Annotated in this window: 12 protein-coding genes and 1 other annotated feature; of the genes, 5 read left to right on the top strand and 7 right to left on the bottom strand. The window is 43.9% G+C overall.

Translation table 11 applies throughout. The features are described 5' to 3' along the window. Positions 1–182 precede the first annotated feature (182 nt). The gene (locus tag DEF30_RS08735; protein ID WP_294098285.1) at positions 183–2,450 is read left to right on the top strand and encodes a bifunctional diguanylate cyclase/phosphodiesterase; all 2,268 of its coding nucleotides are present in this window, start codon (positions 183–185) and stop codon (positions 2,448–2,450) included. A 67-nt stretch (positions 2,451–2,517) separates the two neighbouring features. On the opposite strand, the gene leuS is transcribed toward DEF30_RS08735, so the two are convergent. The 4 genes from leuS to DEF30_RS08715 all read right to left on the bottom strand — a co-directional run bounded on the left by leuS (position 2,518) and on the right by DEF30_RS08715 (position 6,889). After that, positions 2,518–4,953: a leucine--tRNA ligase gene (gene leuS, locus DEF30_RS08730; protein ID WP_294098282.1), complete on the bottom strand. Its 2,436-nt coding sequence runs from the start codon at positions 4,951–4,953 to the stop codon at positions 2,518–2,520. A gap of 40 nt (positions 4,954–4,993) precedes the next feature. Continuing rightward, positions 4,994–5,188 (bottom strand) — a binding site (T-box leader). 45 nt (positions 5,189–5,233) lie between these two features. Beyond that, positions 5,234–5,722: a hypothetical protein gene (locus DEF30_RS08725; protein WP_294098280.1), complete on the bottom strand. Its 489-nt coding sequence runs from the start codon at positions 5,720–5,722 to the stop codon at positions 5,234–5,236. Between the two features lie 23 nt (positions 5,723–5,745). After that, positions 5,746–6,270 (bottom strand): nucleotidyltransferase domain-containing protein, encoded by a 525-nt coding sequence (locus tag DEF30_RS08720; protein ID WP_294098277.1) that lies wholly within the window; start codon positions 6,268–6,270, stop codon positions 5,746–5,748. Positions 6,271–6,328: 58 nt separating this feature from the next. After that, positions 6,329–6,889 carry a CYTH domain-containing protein gene (locus DEF30_RS08715; protein WP_294098612.1) on the bottom strand — a complete coding sequence of 187 codons (561 nt, stop codon included), beginning with the start codon at positions 6,887–6,889 and terminating at the stop codon, positions 6,329–6,331. Between the two features lie 359 nt (positions 6,890–7,248). Here DEF30_RS08715 and DEF30_RS08710 point away from each other — a divergent pair, with 359 nt between their 5' ends. After that, positions 7,249–7,443, top strand: a complete 195-nt coding sequence (locus tag DEF30_RS08710; protein WP_031573638.1) for a hypothetical protein — start codon at positions 7,249–7,251, stop codon at positions 7,441–7,443. 354 nt (positions 7,444–7,797) lie between these two features. On the opposite strand, the gene fba is transcribed toward DEF30_RS08710, so the two are convergent. Next, the gene (gene fba / locus DEF30_RS08705) at positions 7,798–8,724 is read right to left on the bottom strand and encodes a class II fructose-1,6-bisphosphate aldolase (RefSeq protein WP_294098270.1); all 927 of its coding nucleotides are present in this window, start codon (positions 8,722–8,724) and stop codon (positions 7,798–7,800) included. A 291-nt stretch (positions 8,725–9,015) separates the two neighbouring features. On the opposite strand from fba, the gene DEF30_RS08700 reads away from it, so the two are divergent. From DEF30_RS08700 to sdaAA, 3 genes are all read left to right on the top strand, one after another. Next, positions 9,016–10,626 carry a nucleoside kinase gene (locus DEF30_RS08700; RefSeq protein WP_294098268.1) on the top strand — a complete coding sequence of 537 codons (1,611 nt, stop codon included), beginning with the start codon at positions 9,016–9,018 and terminating at the stop codon, positions 10,624–10,626. A gap of 66 nt (positions 10,627–10,692) precedes the next feature. Further along, positions 10,693–11,391 carry an L-serine ammonia-lyase, iron-sulfur-dependent subunit beta gene (sdaAB, locus tag DEF30_RS08695; protein ID WP_294098608.1) on the top strand — a complete coding sequence of 233 codons (699 nt, stop codon included), beginning with the start codon at positions 10,693–10,695 and terminating at the stop codon, positions 11,389–11,391. 20 nt (positions 11,392–11,411) lie between these two features. After that, on the top strand, positions 11,412–12,359 hold the full coding sequence (gene sdaAA, locus DEF30_RS08690; RefSeq protein WP_294098266.1) for an L-serine ammonia-lyase, iron-sulfur-dependent, subunit alpha: 948 nt from the start codon (positions 11,412–11,414) through the stop codon (positions 12,357–12,359). Between the two features lie 132 nt (positions 12,360–12,491). Here sdaAA and DEF30_RS08685 read toward each other — a convergent pair whose 3' ends face one another. After that, the gene (locus tag DEF30_RS08685) at positions 12,492–14,939 is read right to left on the bottom strand and encodes an FAD-dependent oxidoreductase (RefSeq protein ID WP_294098265.1); all 2,448 of its coding nucleotides are present in this window, start codon (positions 14,937–14,939) and stop codon (positions 12,492–12,494) included. Continuing rightward, on the bottom strand, positions 14,940–15,230 hold the full coding sequence (locus DEF30_RS08680) for a metalloregulator ArsR/SmtB family transcription factor (protein ID WP_294098262.1): 291 nt from the start codon (positions 15,228–15,230) through the stop codon (positions 14,940–14,942). Between the last annotated feature and the right edge of the window lie 68 nt (positions 15,231–15,298).

Here is a 15,298-nt window from a genome sequence, read left to right as displayed (position 1 = left end):
ATTTATCTATATTGACGATATATAACTGAACATGGTACATTGAAGTAGTGACTTGTGGAAAGCAGTCAGGTATTTATGAGGCTTTTTTAGATTTTTTTCCATGAGATCAACACTAAGAACTGCAATACATCGATGGACTGATATGACCGACTGAATAAAATAAAAGGTATTGTGAGAAAAAAATGAAAAAAGACAAACTGACCAGAAAAGATCTCAGCTTTTTTATCATACCGTTTTTAGTGCTTACCCTCGGGGTAGGTACCTTAACTTATTATACAGCTCAGGAACGTGTGCAGGACGTACATAACATGATGGAGAAATCATCCCTGAACATAGCGGACAGTTATACGGCAGCACTTCTCAATTATCAGGATGCCTACAGGATTGCGGTGAACCTTCTGGAGGATAAAATTCTTGTAGCCAGCAGAGCAGTACTTCTTATTGATGACAATGACAGTACGACAGAATCTTTACAGAAGCTGGCACAAGAGCTTCAGGTGGATCAGATCAATTTGTATAACGAGAATGGACAGATTATCTCCAGCAACATTGAGGAGTACGTTGGCTGGCAAACGTATGAAGGCCATCCTGTATATCGTTTTTTGAAAAGCGGATTGGAGTCTTTCATAGAAGAGTCCAGACCAGATTCAGTCAGTGGAGAGTACTATAAGTTCGGATATGTACGTAAAGATGATACCACCTTTGTTCAGATTGGCGTTTTAGATGAAAATCTCAATGCGTTTACTCAGCAGTTTGAACTCCAGAATCTCATTGAAGATATTGTTGAGAAGCAGGATGTGGATCACGCACTCTTTATCAGCAATGAGTACAAAGTTCTTGCCTCCAGTATGTCAGATTCCAGAGGTAATGAAATAAAGGATGATACGGTACGGAGATATATCGATGAACGGAAGCTTGTGTTGAATCATAGTGATTATGAAGGAGAGAAAATCATTCATGTATCTGCTCCAGTTTTCAGCAAAGAGGACTATCTAGGCACACTCCTTCTCATTTGGCCTGGAGATCTTGTGGATGAAGAGATTCGAAGCATTATTATGGAAGGGTTTATCGAATTTCTGATTCTGATGTGTGTTGGTGGTGCAATACTTTATTATGCATATAGGAAAGACAAGTCCAACATTAGGATTGCTTATTATGATGAACTTACAGGACTGCCTAATGGAACCTACTTGGAAGAATATCTGGAAGAACTGGTGGTAACACCCAGTAAAGGAAGAAGAGCAGTCCTTCTGTTAAACTGTTCTAATTTCAAAACACTCAATATGACCTTTGGTTATAAATATGGGGACCGGATCCTGCAGCAAATTTCTGAAAAAATGAAAACTGTGCTTCGGGAGGAGAAAATGTTCTTCCGGTTCAATGCGGACCGTTTTGTCATTGTAGTAGAGGACTTCAAATCAAGAAATGAGCTCCTTTCCTTGGCGAATAAACTTCTTGCCGTGTTCAGGCAACCAGTGGATGGAGGCTCGAAAGATGAGTATCTGGATGTACAGGTGGCAGTGCTTGAGCTAACTGGGATGCATATCTCTTCAGATAAAGTGCTGAAGGATGTTTCCTTAGCTTTATCACATTTGAAACACTACGATAACCGCCAGATCATTCTATACAGTGATACCATGCAGGATGACATTCTCCGGAAAGAAGCCATTGAAGAAACACTGCGCCAGGTGATTACAGGCACCGATACTACATCTTTTACCCTCCATTTTCAACCGCTGTGGAATGTGAAACTTCATGAAACCATGGGATTTGAAGCATTAGCAAGACTGCATGTGGAAGGGATAGGAGCTGTTTCGCCCATGGAGTTTATTGATCTTGCAGAGAAAAATCTCCTGATTTATGACCTGGGAAAAATTATTCTTGCAAAGGCTTGTGATTTTGTCAATCTGCTGAAAGAGGAAGGATATGATAATCAGCTCATTGCCATCAATATTTCTCTCATTCAGCTGTTGAGAGAAGACTTCACCAAAGACGTTCACAGGATGCTCCTGAAGAAAGGGGTCTCAGGCAAGAATCTGGAGTTTGAAATCACAGAGTCCATTCTGATGGACAATTTTGAACTCATCAACGAGAAGCTTGCAGAAGTGAAACGTTTAGGTATTTCTGTGGCTTTGGATGATTTCGGTACAGGTTTCTCCTCCTTTGCGAGGCTTCGATCCCTGAACATTGATACCGTGAAAGTAGACCGTTATTTTATCAACAGAATCACAGAATCTGCAGAAGAAGAGATCATTACTGCAGATGTGATCAGTATGGCCCATAAGATCAAACTTACAGTCATCGCAGAAGGGGTGGAGCTTCAGGAGCAGAAAGAGTATCTGGAGAGACACCACTGTGATGTGCTTCAAGGGTACTATATTTCCAAGCCTCTGGCGGAAGAAGATGCCATCCGGTTTTTGATGGAGAATTCAAATGAAAAGGTGATATAAAAAACAGATGCTGCAGACAAAAAATCTGCAGCATCTGTTTTTACATGGGTAATATTTCTTTCGCAGTCTATTTTACAACGATATTGACCAGTCTTCCCTTGATGACAATGACTTTAACGACGGTCTTTCCATCGGTTTCCTTCTGGATGGCAGCAGTTGCCAAAGACAATGCTTTGATTTCTTCATCGTTGGCGTCTGATGGAATCATGATACGTTCTTTGATCTTTCCGTTGATCTGGATGGCGATTTCCACCTCATCCTTTACGAGAGCTTTCTCATCAAAAACTGGCCAGGACTCATCAAATACAGAGCCTTCATTTCCAAACATTTCCCAGATTTCTTCAGAGAAGTGTGGAGCAAATGGCGCCAGAATTCTAATAAAGTCTAAGGTGACTTTCTTTAGCACTTCATGATTATGTTTTTCCATCGGAATGTACTTGGTCAGCGCATTGGTCAGTTCCATCATACGGGCGATGGCAGTGTTGAACTGCATCTTCTCAGAATCCTCAGTCACTCCCTTGATGGCGTTGGCATTCCAGTAAAGAAGGTCTTTATCCTCAGTTCTCAGATCCTCTGTGTTGCTGGAGCTGTGGAGAATATCCTTGATGTTGTGGAAATTTCTTTCCACTCTGTCCACAAATCTGGAAACAGAACGGATGCCTTCATCGGACCAGGCGCCTCCTTCTGCATAGGAGAATCCAAACATCAGATACATACGGAATACATCGGAGCCGTACTGGGTGATGTATTCATCTGGAGAGATGGTATTTCCCTTGGACTTGCTCATTTTCTGACCGTCTGGCCCAAGAATGAGTCCCTGATGGGTCAGAGATTTGAAGGGTTCGTCAAAGGACAGGTAGCCCATATCTCTCAGAGCTTTTGTGATGAATCTGGCATAAAGCAGATGCATCACTGCATGCTCTGGGCCACCAACGTATTTGTCTACAGGCAGCATGGTGTTGATTTTCTCCTTATTAAAGGGAGCATCAGCATTCTTGTTGTCCACATAGCGCAGATAGTACCAGGAGGAACAGACAAAGGTATCCAGTGTGTCCGCTTCCCGAGTAGCAGGTCCACCGCATTTTGGACAAGTGGTATGGAGGAAAGCCTCGCTTTTTGCTAGAGGGCTCTTTCCGTCTGGTGCAAACTCCACATCATATGGAAGTTCCACCGGCAGATCTTTTTCTTCTACAACCACTTCACCGCAGTGGTCACAGTAAACCACAGGGATGGGAGCGCCCCAGTATCTTTGTCTTGATACCAGCCAGTCACGCAATCTGTAGTTGACCTTCAGTTCGCCCTGACCACGGTCCTGAAGCCATTTGGTCACCTGCTCTTTGGCTTCGTCACCCTGAAGACCATCAAACTCTCCGGAGTTCACCATGGGGCCTATTTCAGTATAAGGAAGAGCATCTCCACCTTCGATAACACGTTCAATGGGAAGCTCATACTTCTTTGCGAACTCATAATCTCTCTCATCATGGGCAGGTACTGCCATGACGATTCCTGTACCATAGGTGTTCAGCACGTAGTCGCCTACCCAGATGGGGATGACTCTTCCGTTCACTGGATTGATGGCATAGGATCCGGTGAAGACACCAGTCTTTTCTCTCGAGAGAGACTGTCTGTCAATCTCATTTTGCATTTTAGCCTGCTCGATGTATGCTTCCACTTCAGCCTGATGTTCAGGAGTAGTCAGTTCTTTCACCATGTCATTTTCAGGTGCGAAGACTACATAGGAAACACCAAAGAGGGTGTCCACACGGGTTGTGAAGACAGAAAAATCCAGATCCTTATCTTGAACTTTAAAGTTTACCTGGGAGCCATAGGAGCGTCCGATCCAGTGCTTCTGCATGGATTTTGTTTTTTCAGGCCAGTCCAGCTTGTCCAGATCTTCGAGAAGTTCATCCGCATATTTTGTGATTTTGAAGAACCACTGGGTCAGATCTTTCTTTATCACCAATGTCTGACATCTCTCACAAGCACCATCCACCACCTGTTCATTGGCTAGGACCGTGTTGCAGCTGGGACACCAGTTTACGGGTGCTTTCTTTCTGTAGGCCAGACCATTTTTATAGAGCTCTGTGAACAGCCATTGGGTCCATTTGTAGTAGTCTGGAGCGCAGGTAACCACCTCATGGTCCCAGTTGAACATAGCGCCCATTTCCTTCAGCTGTTTTTCCATGGTTTCGATGTTCTTCAGCGTGGAATCCATAGGATGGATTCCGGTCTTGATGGCAAAATTTTCTGCTGGAAGACCAAAAGCGTCAAATCCCATAGGCTGGAACACATTGTATCCTTGCATTTTTTTCATTCGTGCCCAGGAATCTGTAGGACCATAGTTGAACCAATGCCCTGCATGTAGCTTGCTTCCTGATGGGTAGGAAAACATCTCCAGTACGTAAAGTTTCTCTTTCTCTGGGTTTTCCACAAACTTGAAGACTCCAGAGTCTTCCCATTTTTTCTGCCATTTCAGATCTGTGTGTTTGCCGTAATTTGCCATTTGTATCCTCCTCCAAAATAAAAAAACTCCGTCTCTTCCGATAAGAGACGAAGTAAACATCCGTGGTACCACTCTAATTAAGCCTAAGCTTCACTTTCAGGAACTATAACGCGTCCAACCGGGGCCATTGCCCATGCTCCAAAGACGAGTTCACATACTGGCCATATCCCTTTTCACCGGACAGGGACTCTCTAAGATGGTTGCTATGCTACTACTTCCTTTTCATTGCATATATAACGAGATTATAAAGAATCAGCGGTGAATTGTCAACGCCAAAAGATCAGAAGCGGTTATCCAGGTATATGCTGAACTCCTCCAAAGAATTAAATATTCTCAGCGGAACCTGTTCTTTCTTCAGGTACATAAGGAAAGCATCCTCATGGATTTTGGCTGCATCGACCATGCTCCGGAGATCATTTGGATGAAAAGCCCCCACCAAAGGCGGCAGAACAGGAAGATCACCCGATACATGAGCGAGTGTTTCAGAAATTTCATTCTCCAAAGATGCAGCAGCCAGGAGGCATTCTTTAGGATCATTTCTTTCAGCAGCGTGTCTGATCTTATGGTAGTGATTGACCAGTTCCTCATAGAATCCGTCAAAAACTTCTTTTGCCGGGGAACGTCTCTCCTTGTTGCTGCCCAGAAAGTCTTCTATGAGATGCACTGCAGTTTCAGTGACATAGATCATATGGGACTTCAAACCTTCTAGGGTGTCCTCTTCAAAGAGTCCATCCAAATGGACATAGAAGTCCTTTGGAACACCAGGCATGGTAATGAGGTTTTCTTTGTTTTTCAGATAGTTTCCTGAAGGAGCAGTGAAAGTACGTATAAAATGGATTTTACCTGTTTCATGGCGCTTGTCCGAAATGCTGCGAGATCTTTCATGAGAAAAAGAGAAAATCCTGTTTCCTGAAGCTTAGATTTCAGTAAAGGAAGTATTTCCAGAAGAAATTCCTTTGATGCAGATGTCTTCGCTTTTTCCTTCAACGCCTGAAAGATCTCAAGATCTTCTTCTGAATGCCAGTATTTGATTTTTGCTTCAGCAAGGATGCTGGCCAAAGGCTCTTTATGATTTGCGATGTTCTGAAGACGGCTGAGAGAAATGGGCCAGAGGTCATAACCTATCCCATCAAGGATAAAGGTAAATCCTAAAGATTCTCCTCTTGGCGTCGAGGGAAGAAAGAAAAGATCAAGATCTGAACGCTCGTGATGGGTTCCACGAGCGTAAGAGCCCATAATGGCAAGAAAAGCCACATCTTCAGCATAGTCTCTTTTGATCTTATCAATAAAAAGCTCCAGTACTTTTTCGTGGTTCATTGGTATCCCACCTTTCAGAATGAATCAACGATTGTGTAGAGCACTTTGTAGGAATCCATCAAAGTCCTTCTGGGGAGTTAGGTGTAATTCCCCTTGCCCTTAGAATTTCATGGATGCTCAGAGCGGAGGTGTCATCCATGGTGTAGCCAAGAAGCGAAACCACTTCCTCCAGTTCTGCTTCAGAGGGGCTTTCCACTTCCAGATAAGGAAAGGGCACATAGGTCTTCTCATTGACATCAATCTCAACCAGAGTATTTTTATACTGATAGCTTTCCCTGGTTTTTTTCACGTTTTCCAGAAGCTCCAGTCCCAGTGCACGGAAGATGCCGAGTCCAACCTCTTTGTTTTCGATGAGTGTTTCATGCTCGTCCATCTTCTTGTATACATCTCTTGAAATGAGTTTTTTGGTGGTCATGAAGACTTTCTCTTCGCCGGACTCCTGGTCCTTTACGAAGCGAATTCTTGCATATCCGTTATGCTTTAAAAGTCTTCGGTCTGGGAAGTCATGAATATAGTTCTCCTGCAGCTCATTTTTTACGAGAACAGCACCTGCTTCTTTCATGATGCGGCGGATCTTCTCAATGTTGATGTCCAGTATTTTTACTTCCAGTTCCATAATCGGCTCCTTTATGAATATTTGTGAAATCATTACATATCTTAGTTACCAAGGGTTTTCTAATGCATAAGGATACATCTGCAGAAGGCTTTTTCATTTGAAAAACTGAAAAAAAGCCGTAAAATGATATCCTTTACCATAGCAAATCCAAAGTATTGAAACAGTTTCATAAACCATTGTCATAAACTTATGTAAACGGCCTTGACTGTTTACATAAGTCAGTCTAAAATGCAGTTGTAACAAGGAAAAAACCTTGTTGAAGCTATTATACATTTATTCCTTTAAGAGGTACAGTATGTACCGGGTTTTAAAAGAATCTCCCACGGGCCTTAGAGAAAATGTCATTAAGTGAGGTGTAGAATATGAACGCATATGAAGCTACAAAAAGGATTTATGCCATCAGTGATGAGCTGAGCATTCTGTCCAAAGAACTTGGTGCTGCAGTTAAGGAAACCAACAGGAATCTGATTGAACAAAAAATCAATATTCTAGAAAATGAGTTTTTTAATATAAAGCACAAGCTCGAAAAGATCCAGCTGACTGCAGGAAGTTTATAGGACTTTAAAAGAGGAACAAAAGATTGAATCCTCAAACAAAAGACAAGCCATAAACATATGGTGAAGTACAAAAGCCCACAGCATCTGTGGAAACAGACAAAAGATAAAGCCTTCTTTTTAAGTAAGAAGGAGAAGAAACTGAAGATGTCCCTGTACGAACGGTTGTAAGGTACCTGGGAAAAAAATGGAGCTGCAGTTCATCGAGAGATTGGTGAACTGCAGCTCTATTTTCTTCGTCTTAATTGAATGAAGGTATATTTTCTATTATGTTATATGGAAAATGGGTTGAAGCCACTAAAAAACAGGACTCCTTCTTGTGGGAGTCCTGTCTCTCATACTGAAACGGGTTGGTGATTAGTTCATGGAGTTTGCGGAACCAAGAACTTCATCAATTTTCTTTTCAACAAGAGCTTGAATCTCTTTTCTTGCAGCACCAAGATATCCTCTTGGATCAAAACCATCTGGCTTTTCAGCGAATGCCTTACGGATGGACGCGGTCATGGCAAGACGGATGTCGGTGTCCATGTTGATCTTGCAAACTGCCATAGCAGATGCCTTTCTCAGCATATCTACTGGAATACCCTGTGCGCCCTTGATGTTTCCACCAAACTCATTGCACATAGCAATGTGTTCCTGGCTGACAGCGGATGCACCGTGAAGAACAATTGGGAATCCTGGAAGTCTATTCTGGATTTCTTCCAGAATATGGAACTTCAGATCAGGCTTTCCAGCAAACTTGAATGCACCATGGGAAGTACCGATGGCAATGGCCAGGGAATCCACACCTGTTCTTTCCACAAATTCAACAGCCTGGTCAGGATCGGTATACACATGCTCTTCTGCATGTACATCATCTTCCACACCAGCAAGGATACCGAGTTCAGCTTCAACAACAACACCCTTGGAGTGTGCGTACTCTACAACTTCCTTCGTGATTCTTACGTTTTCTTCGAACTCCAGATGGGATCCGTCGATCATCACAGAAGTGAATCCAGCATCGATGGCTTCCTTTACTGTGGCAAGATCTGGGCCGTGGTCCAGATGAAGTGCGATATCAAGACCGGTTTCAGCTACAGCAGCATCTACCATGGCCTTCAGATATCTTGGTCCGGCATATTTCATTGCACCCTTGGAAACCTGAAGAATTACTGCAGAGTTCTTCACTTTGCAGGCATCAACGATTCCCTGAATGATCTCCATATTGTTGATGTTGAATGCGCCAATCGCATATTTGCCCTCATAGGCTTTTTTGAACATTTCTGTTGTTGTGACTAATGCCATTAATACAACCACCTTTCAGTTTATCTTTTGGATACTGTGTTTAGGGATTCTTTCATCTCATTGAGGTAAAATCATTCTAAACTCTCCTTCTATTATATAGCATTTTCACGTATGAAACCATATCATTAAACAGATTCAAGGAATGGTTACAATTGATTTTCAAGTGAAATGGTTTACGGTGCTGTATCTGAAAAGGAAGAATATGATGCCATTTTTGGTGTTTTCCCCTATAATGAAGAGGATAGAACATGAATGTGCCAAAGGACCTCATGAAGCAAAAAGGAGAAGCTTATGGATAAAAGTAAAGGCTATACCTATGATGAACTGAAAAGTTTGAGAAAGGGCACCCAGCAGCCAATTCTTGCAAGGATCAACGGAGAGTATTTTGAGCTGACAGAGGAGCTGAAAGGAAGAAATAATCTGTACCCCGTGTTCCGTGAGGATTATGTCGGCCATAAAACCTATGAAAGAACCCTTTCATTCATTCTGGTCACTGCTTTCTATAAGCTGTGGCCCAGCAAAGAACTCATCATTGACCATTCCATCAGTAGAGGCCTTTACTGCTGGGTTCGGGATGAAATTCTAACAGAAGAGATGCTGCACCGTCTGGAAAAAGAAATGAGAACCATCGTTGAAGAGAATCACCCTATAAAAAAAGAGTGTTTTCTGCTGGAAGATGCACTGAAATTCTTCGAAGAGAATGGAGAAATGGATAAATATATGCTGCTTGCCCACGCGAAATTCCATGAGGTGAAGATGTATCATCTTTTGGACCGTTATGCCTATTTCTATGGAAAGATGGCGCCATCTACTGGATATACGCCATTATTCTCATTGGTTTGCTACAAAGACGGTTTTGTCATGAGCTATCCAACGGTGAGAGAGCCAGAACTGGTCCAGCCGTTTACACCACAGGATAAGCTCTTTGAGATCTTTAAGGAAACAGCCAAATGGGACAGGCTCCTTGGCATCCATTATGTGGGTAATCTGAACGAAAAGATCCGCAACGGAGAAGCCAGAACTTTAGTGAATATCACAGAAGCTCTTCATGAAAAGAAAATTGCCTATATCGCGGATGACATCAAGGAGAGAAGTGGAGTGAAGATTGTGCTTATTGCAGGTCCAAGCTCTTCGGGAAAAACTTCTTTTGCGAACCGGCTGGCCATTCAGCTTCGGGTAAATGGTCTTATGCCGATTCCTGTCAGCATGGATGATTATTTTGTGCCACGGCGTCTTACACCAAAGAAAGCAGACGGAACCTACGACTTTGAATCTTTAGAAGCCATAGAACTGGATCTTTTTGAATCGGATATGAAAAAAATACTGCAAGGGGAGGAAGTCCTTCTGCCGAAGTTTGATTTCAAAACAGGCACCAGAGGGCTTTCAACCACAAAGGTGAAACTGCCGGAGAATGGTGTACTCCTCATTGAGGGGATCCATGGACTGAACCCGAGACTTCTTGCAGGGATAGATAATGCATTGAAATTTAAAGTCTACATCAGCGCTCTGACGGTTCTTAACTTAGACAACCACAGCCGAATTGCGACAACGGATGTGAGAAAGTTGAGACGTATGGCAAGAGATTTTCTTTCCAGAGGATATAGTCCTGAGGAAACACTGCTCATTTTCCCTTCGGTTTCTGCGGGGGAAAAAGAGAACATCTTCCCTTATCAGGAGGAAGCGGATGCCATGTTCAACTCCACGCTCTTTTATGAACTTTCAGTGCTGAAAAAGCATACACTGAAAGAACTGGAGAAGATTCCGAAAGAGAGCAGCACCTATGAGGAGGCCAAGAGACTTATCACCATCTTGAGACTTTTTGAGGATATCGATGACCAGCTGGTGCCTACCAATTCTTTACTGAGAGAGTTCATTGGCGGAAGCCAGTTTTATGATTATTAACAGAAGACAAAATATAAAAGGCAGGTGAAATCTGTTTTGCTGAATTTTTCGGCAGACAGCATAGATATGAAGAAAAAATATGGTGTTTTTGATATCATAGGACCCATTATGATCGGGCCCTCCAGTTCTCACACGGCAGGAGCGGCAAAACTGGCGAAGATCGCCCGGGGGATTGCAGGAGAAGAACCTGTGGAAGTGCATTTTTATCTTCATGGCTCCTTCTCCAAAACATATAAAGGACATGGCACAGACAGAGCCCTTGTTGCAGGAGTGCTTGGCATGGACCCTGCGGATGATAATCTCAGAGATTCTCTGAAGCTGGCAAAAGCGAAAGGCATGGAAATCTCCTTCAACGAAAAGGATCTGGGGGATGTGCATCCAAACTCTGTACGCGTGGATATGGTGCTGAAAAATGGAAAAACCGTGTCGGTTACAGGATCCTCCATTGGGGGTGGTGCTGTGGAGATTACAAATATTGATGGGGAAGAGATTCAGTTTTCAGGAAACTATCCAACACTTCTCATCACACAAAAAGATGTGCCTGGTGTCGTAGCCAATGTTTCGAAGCTTCTTTATGACTGCGGCGTGAATATTGCATATATGTCTTTGTTCAGAGATCAGAAGGGGCGCGAAGCCATGATGATTTTCGAACTGGACCAGAACATCGATCCCACGGTTCTTGAGAAGCTCACAGAAGTGGAGTCTGTGGAACATGTGCGTTTTGTTCCGCTGACGAGCAATGTGATCAATTACCCTGTAGTCTAAAGAGGAGAGAAGCAAGAGTTATGAATATAAAGAACGGAAAAGAGCTGCTGAAAAGATGCAGCGAGGAGAATCTCACCATAGGAGAGTTCACCCTGAAGCAGGAAATGGAGGAAAGCGGCTTAAGCTATGAAGAAGTTTATGGCCGTATGGTGGAAAACCTTCGTGTCATGGAGTTCTCCACCACAAAAGGAGTAGGAGAGAAAGTGATTTCTGTCTCTGGACTCATTGGCGGAGATGCGTACCGCATGGGAAAGTATCTGGATAAAGGTCAGAGCGTTTCGGGAAGAGTCATGGTGAAAGCCATGAGTTATGCGCTTTCCTGTTCCGAAGTCAATGCATCCATGGGCAAAATTGTCGCTTGTCCTACTGCAGGTGCCTGCGGGATTCTGCCTGCAGTCATCATGACCATGAAAGAAGAACATGAGATCGAAGAAAAGGACCTGATTATGGGTCTCTTCGCTTCCGCAGGAGTTGGAGCCATCATTGCCCAGAATGCCACCATTTCAGGAGCAGAAGGCGGATGCCAGGCGGAGTGCGGTTCTGCGGCGGCCATGGCAGCAGCGGCGGTGGTGGAAATGATGGGGGGAACACCTGAAATGTGCCTCAATGCCGGTGCCATTGTATTCAAAAACACCTTAGGCCTGGTTTGTGATCCCATTGCGGGCCTCGTAGAAGTGCCCTGTGCCAAAAGAAATGCTGCTGGAGCGGTCAGTGCGATTACAGCGGCGGATATGACACTCGCGGGAGTAGTCTCCAGAATTCCATTTGATGACACCGTGGCAGCCATGTACTCCATTGGGAAAGTCATGCCGGAAGCTTTAAGAGAGACAGGAATCGGAGGCCTTGCGGGAACAAAGACCGGAAAGAAACTGAAAAAAGAGATCTTTGGCTCTAAAAATGGGAAGTCGAAGAACAAGATGAATGATGATACTTTCGATACAGAAAAAGAAGAGAAGGAAGAAGAATAAGTAACTATTGCTCTTAGAGCAAGGCTGACAGTTCAGAAGAAGTAGTATTTCTGATGGAAAGGATCCAAAACATTCAAGAATATTTCAATATAACAAAAGGTTCAGCAAAACTGCTGAACCTTTTTCATGAGATTAAATAAAGAGTGTTGCGTTGGATTCGTCGGATTCAGCGAGCATATAACCTACACCACCAAATTTTACGCCATCCAGAAGTTCCTCTTCTTTGATGCCGAGAAGGTCCATGCTCATCTGGCAGGCGACAATCTCCACACCACTGTCCATGGCCGCTTTGATCAGCTCTTCCAGGGACTGCACATTTTTCTTTTCCATGATGGAGCGGATCATTTTAGGTCCGATTCCACCCATGTTCATTTTGGAAAGTCCCAGCTTTTTGGATCCTTTGGGCATCATAAAGCCGAACATCTTTTCGATGAAATTCTTTTCTACTGGGGCATGGGCAGACTTTCTAAGAATGTTGATCCCCCAGAAAGTGAAGAACAGGGTGACTTTCTTGTTCATGGCTGCTGCTCCATTGGCGATGATGAATGAAGCGATGGCTTTGTCCAGGTCTCCGGAGAAAACCACCATGGTCATATTCTCGGCGTTTCCGGTTTTATTGCTGTTGCAGGAAACGGTCAGGTTGTCTTCTTTTGCGGAAAGACCTTTCCGGATGGAAGCCTTGATGAGTCCTTTGTCTTTCTTTACATCAAGAAGCTCATTGCCGGTTCTTCTGGTCCAGGCTTTGATGTCTTCATAAAAGCCCATATCAGATGCTGTGATGTTGATGGTGTCCCCTGGATTCACCTGATCCACAGTGCTTTTCACTCGCATGAGCGGTCCTGGACAGCAGAGTCCTGTGGCATCCAGTTCTACTGTTTCAGAAGCTGCGAATGAGGCAGCGGGCTCATCAGAAAGCGTATGCTCTGGATTTTTTTCTACAGGCTGCATGGCTTTATAAAGCTTGAACCCTCCGGTGATGTTCTTCACCTTATATCCGTTCTGCTGAAGAATTCTTGCACCGATATATCCTCTTAGACCCACCTGGCAGTAGAGATAAATAGTCTTGTCCTTTGGCAGTTCGCCCATACGTTGTCTTAAACTGTTGAGGGGGATGTGGATCCGTCCTTCCAGAGAACCATTCTCCACTTCCACCTGATCTCGGACATCCACAAGCAGCATGGTCTTTGGATCAAAGTTCTTCTCGTAATCATCCAGTGTCACGTTATCCACCAGACCATCCAAGGTGTTCTCCGCTACAAATCCAGCCATATTTACAGGGGATTTTCCGCTGGAGTAAGGTGGAGCATAGGCAAGCTCCAGTTCTTTCAGGTCATCCACGGTACCTCCAAACTTAATCACAGTGGCAATGACATCGATGAACTTATCAACACCCTCATACCCTAAAGCTTGAGCGCCAAGCACTTTTCTGTTCTCATCAAAAACGAGCTTGATGGTCAGCTGCGTTGCGCCGGGATAATAACCCGCATGATTGTTTGGATGGATGAAGATAGACTTAGGCTGAAGACCTTTCATCTTCGCCACACGTTCATTCATACCTGTGGAAGAAGCGGTGAGATCAAAAATCTTAAGTATAGACGTTCCGATGGCCCCTTTATAAACTACATTGCGTCCTGCGATGTTGTCGGCGATGATCCTTCCCTGACGGTTGGCAGGTCCAGCCAAGGGAATAGCGGTCTTCCCACCCATCATGTAATCTGTGATTTCTGCAGCATCTCCAGCAGCGAAGATATAAGGATAGTTGGTGCGAAGATATTCGTCCGTAAGGATATGTCCTCTTGCACCTAAAGAAATGCCGGAGTCTTTGAGGAATGCCGTGTCTGGGGTAACACCGATGGCTGACACCACAAAATCGCCTTTCAATATCTTACCGGAGGAAAGTTCTACCTGAATGCGTCCATCGATTTCTTCAAAAGCGCAGACCGCATCATTGATGTGAAGGGAAATGCCATGTTCTTCCAGCTCGTGTTCTGCTTGGATGGACATTTCAGAGTCAAAGGGAGCAAGGATATGAGGAGCTGCTTCCACTAAAGAAACTTTCATGCCACGCTCGTGAAGATTCTCTGCGGTTTCAATACCGATGAATCCTCCACCAATCACAATGACTTCTCCTTTGAGATTCTTTTCCGCCTTTTCTTTGATCTTGTCCATATCATTGATATCTCTCAGGGAGAAGATCAGGGAAGAGTCAATCCCATGAATTGGTGGCTTCACTGGTTTTGCTCCCGGAGCAATCACCAGATAGTCGAAGGATTCATCGTAGAATCCTTTCTCCTTGCTGTGGACTGTGACGAGTTTTCGCTCAGCGTCCACTTTCACCACCTCGGAAAAAACTCTGACATCCAGGTTGAAACGGTCCTTCATGGCCTGAGGTGTCTGAAGAATCAGCTGGTCTCTTTCTTTGATGACTTCTCCGATGTGATAGGGAAGTCCGCAGTTTGCAAAGGAAATATAAGGTCCCTTTTCAAAGACTATAATTTCCATGGATTCATCCAGTCTTCGAAGTCTTGCGGCAGCGGATGCTCCAGCGGCGACTCCACCAATGATCAGTGTCTTACTCATTTATTTATCCTCCTGAAGTTCAATACTTTCAATAATCTGTCGTGCTTTGTCATGGACCAGTTTATAGGTGATTTCCAGCCCTTTCCGTTCTCCTTCGATGATTCCGGCGCTTTTCAGCTTCTGAATGTGCTGGGAAATGGTGGACTGAGGAAGATTCAGGCAGTCTGTCATATGGGTCACATTGCATCCTCCAGTGGCCAAGATTCCTTTCAGTATACAAAGACGCACCGGATGACCCAATGTCTTTAAGAGTTCAGCTGCGTTTGTGAATTTATTTATGTTGTTCTCCATCTCAATCCCCTCTCTCAATCGTTACATCGATATATTACGTTATTACGATATAATTGTCAAGAAATTAT

The organism is Proteiniclasticum sp. (assembly GCF_003514505.1).
Classification (GTDB): Bacteria; Bacillota; Clostridia; order Clostridiales; family Clostridiaceae; genus Proteiniclasticum.
The sequence above is the reverse complement of the archived record's forward strand: the minus strand, read 5'-3'. Positions and strand labels throughout refer to the sequence as shown.

Excerpts from the sequence above, each read along its gene's own strand:
- fba (WP_294098270.1), bottom strand. The coding sequence starts at position 8,724 with ATGGCATTAGTCACAACAACAGAAATGTTCAAAAAAGCCTATGAGGGC.
- leuS (WP_294098282.1), bottom strand. The coding sequence starts at position 4,953 with ATGGCAAATTACGGCAAACACACAGATCTGAAATGGCAGAAAAAATGG.
- sdaAB (WP_294098608.1), top strand. The coding sequence starts at position 10,693 with ATGAAGAAAAAATATGGTGTTTTTGATATCATAGGACCCATTATGATC.
- sdaAA (WP_294098266.1), top strand. The coding sequence starts at position 11,412 with ATGAATATAAAGAACGGAAAAGAGCTGCTGAAAAGATGCAGCGAGGAG.
- DEF30_RS08735 (WP_294098285.1), top strand. The coding sequence starts at position 183 with ATGAAAAAAGACAAACTGACCAGAAAAGATCTCAGCTTTTTTATCATA.
- DEF30_RS08680 (WP_294098262.1), bottom strand. The coding sequence starts at position 15,230 with ATGGAGAACAACATAAATAAATTCACAAACGCAGCTGAACTCTTAAAG.
- DEF30_RS08710 (WP_031573638.1), top strand. The coding sequence starts at position 7,249 with ATGAACGCATATGAAGCTACAAAAAGGATTTATGCCATCAGTGATGAG.
- DEF30_RS08725 (WP_294098280.1), bottom strand. The coding sequence starts at position 5,722 with ATGCCTGGTGTTCCAAAGGACTTCTATGTCCATTTGGATGGACTCTTT.
- DEF30_RS08700 (WP_294098268.1), top strand. The coding sequence starts at position 9,016 with ATGGATAAAAGTAAAGGCTATACCTATGATGAACTGAAAAGTTTGAGA.
- DEF30_RS08720 (WP_294098277.1), bottom strand. The coding sequence starts at position 6,270 with ATGAACCACGAAAAAGTACTGGAGCTTTTTATTGATAAGATCAAAAGA.
- DEF30_RS08685 (WP_294098265.1), bottom strand. The coding sequence starts at position 14,939 with ATGAGTAAGACACTGATCATTGGTGGAGTCGCCGCTGGAGCATCCGCT.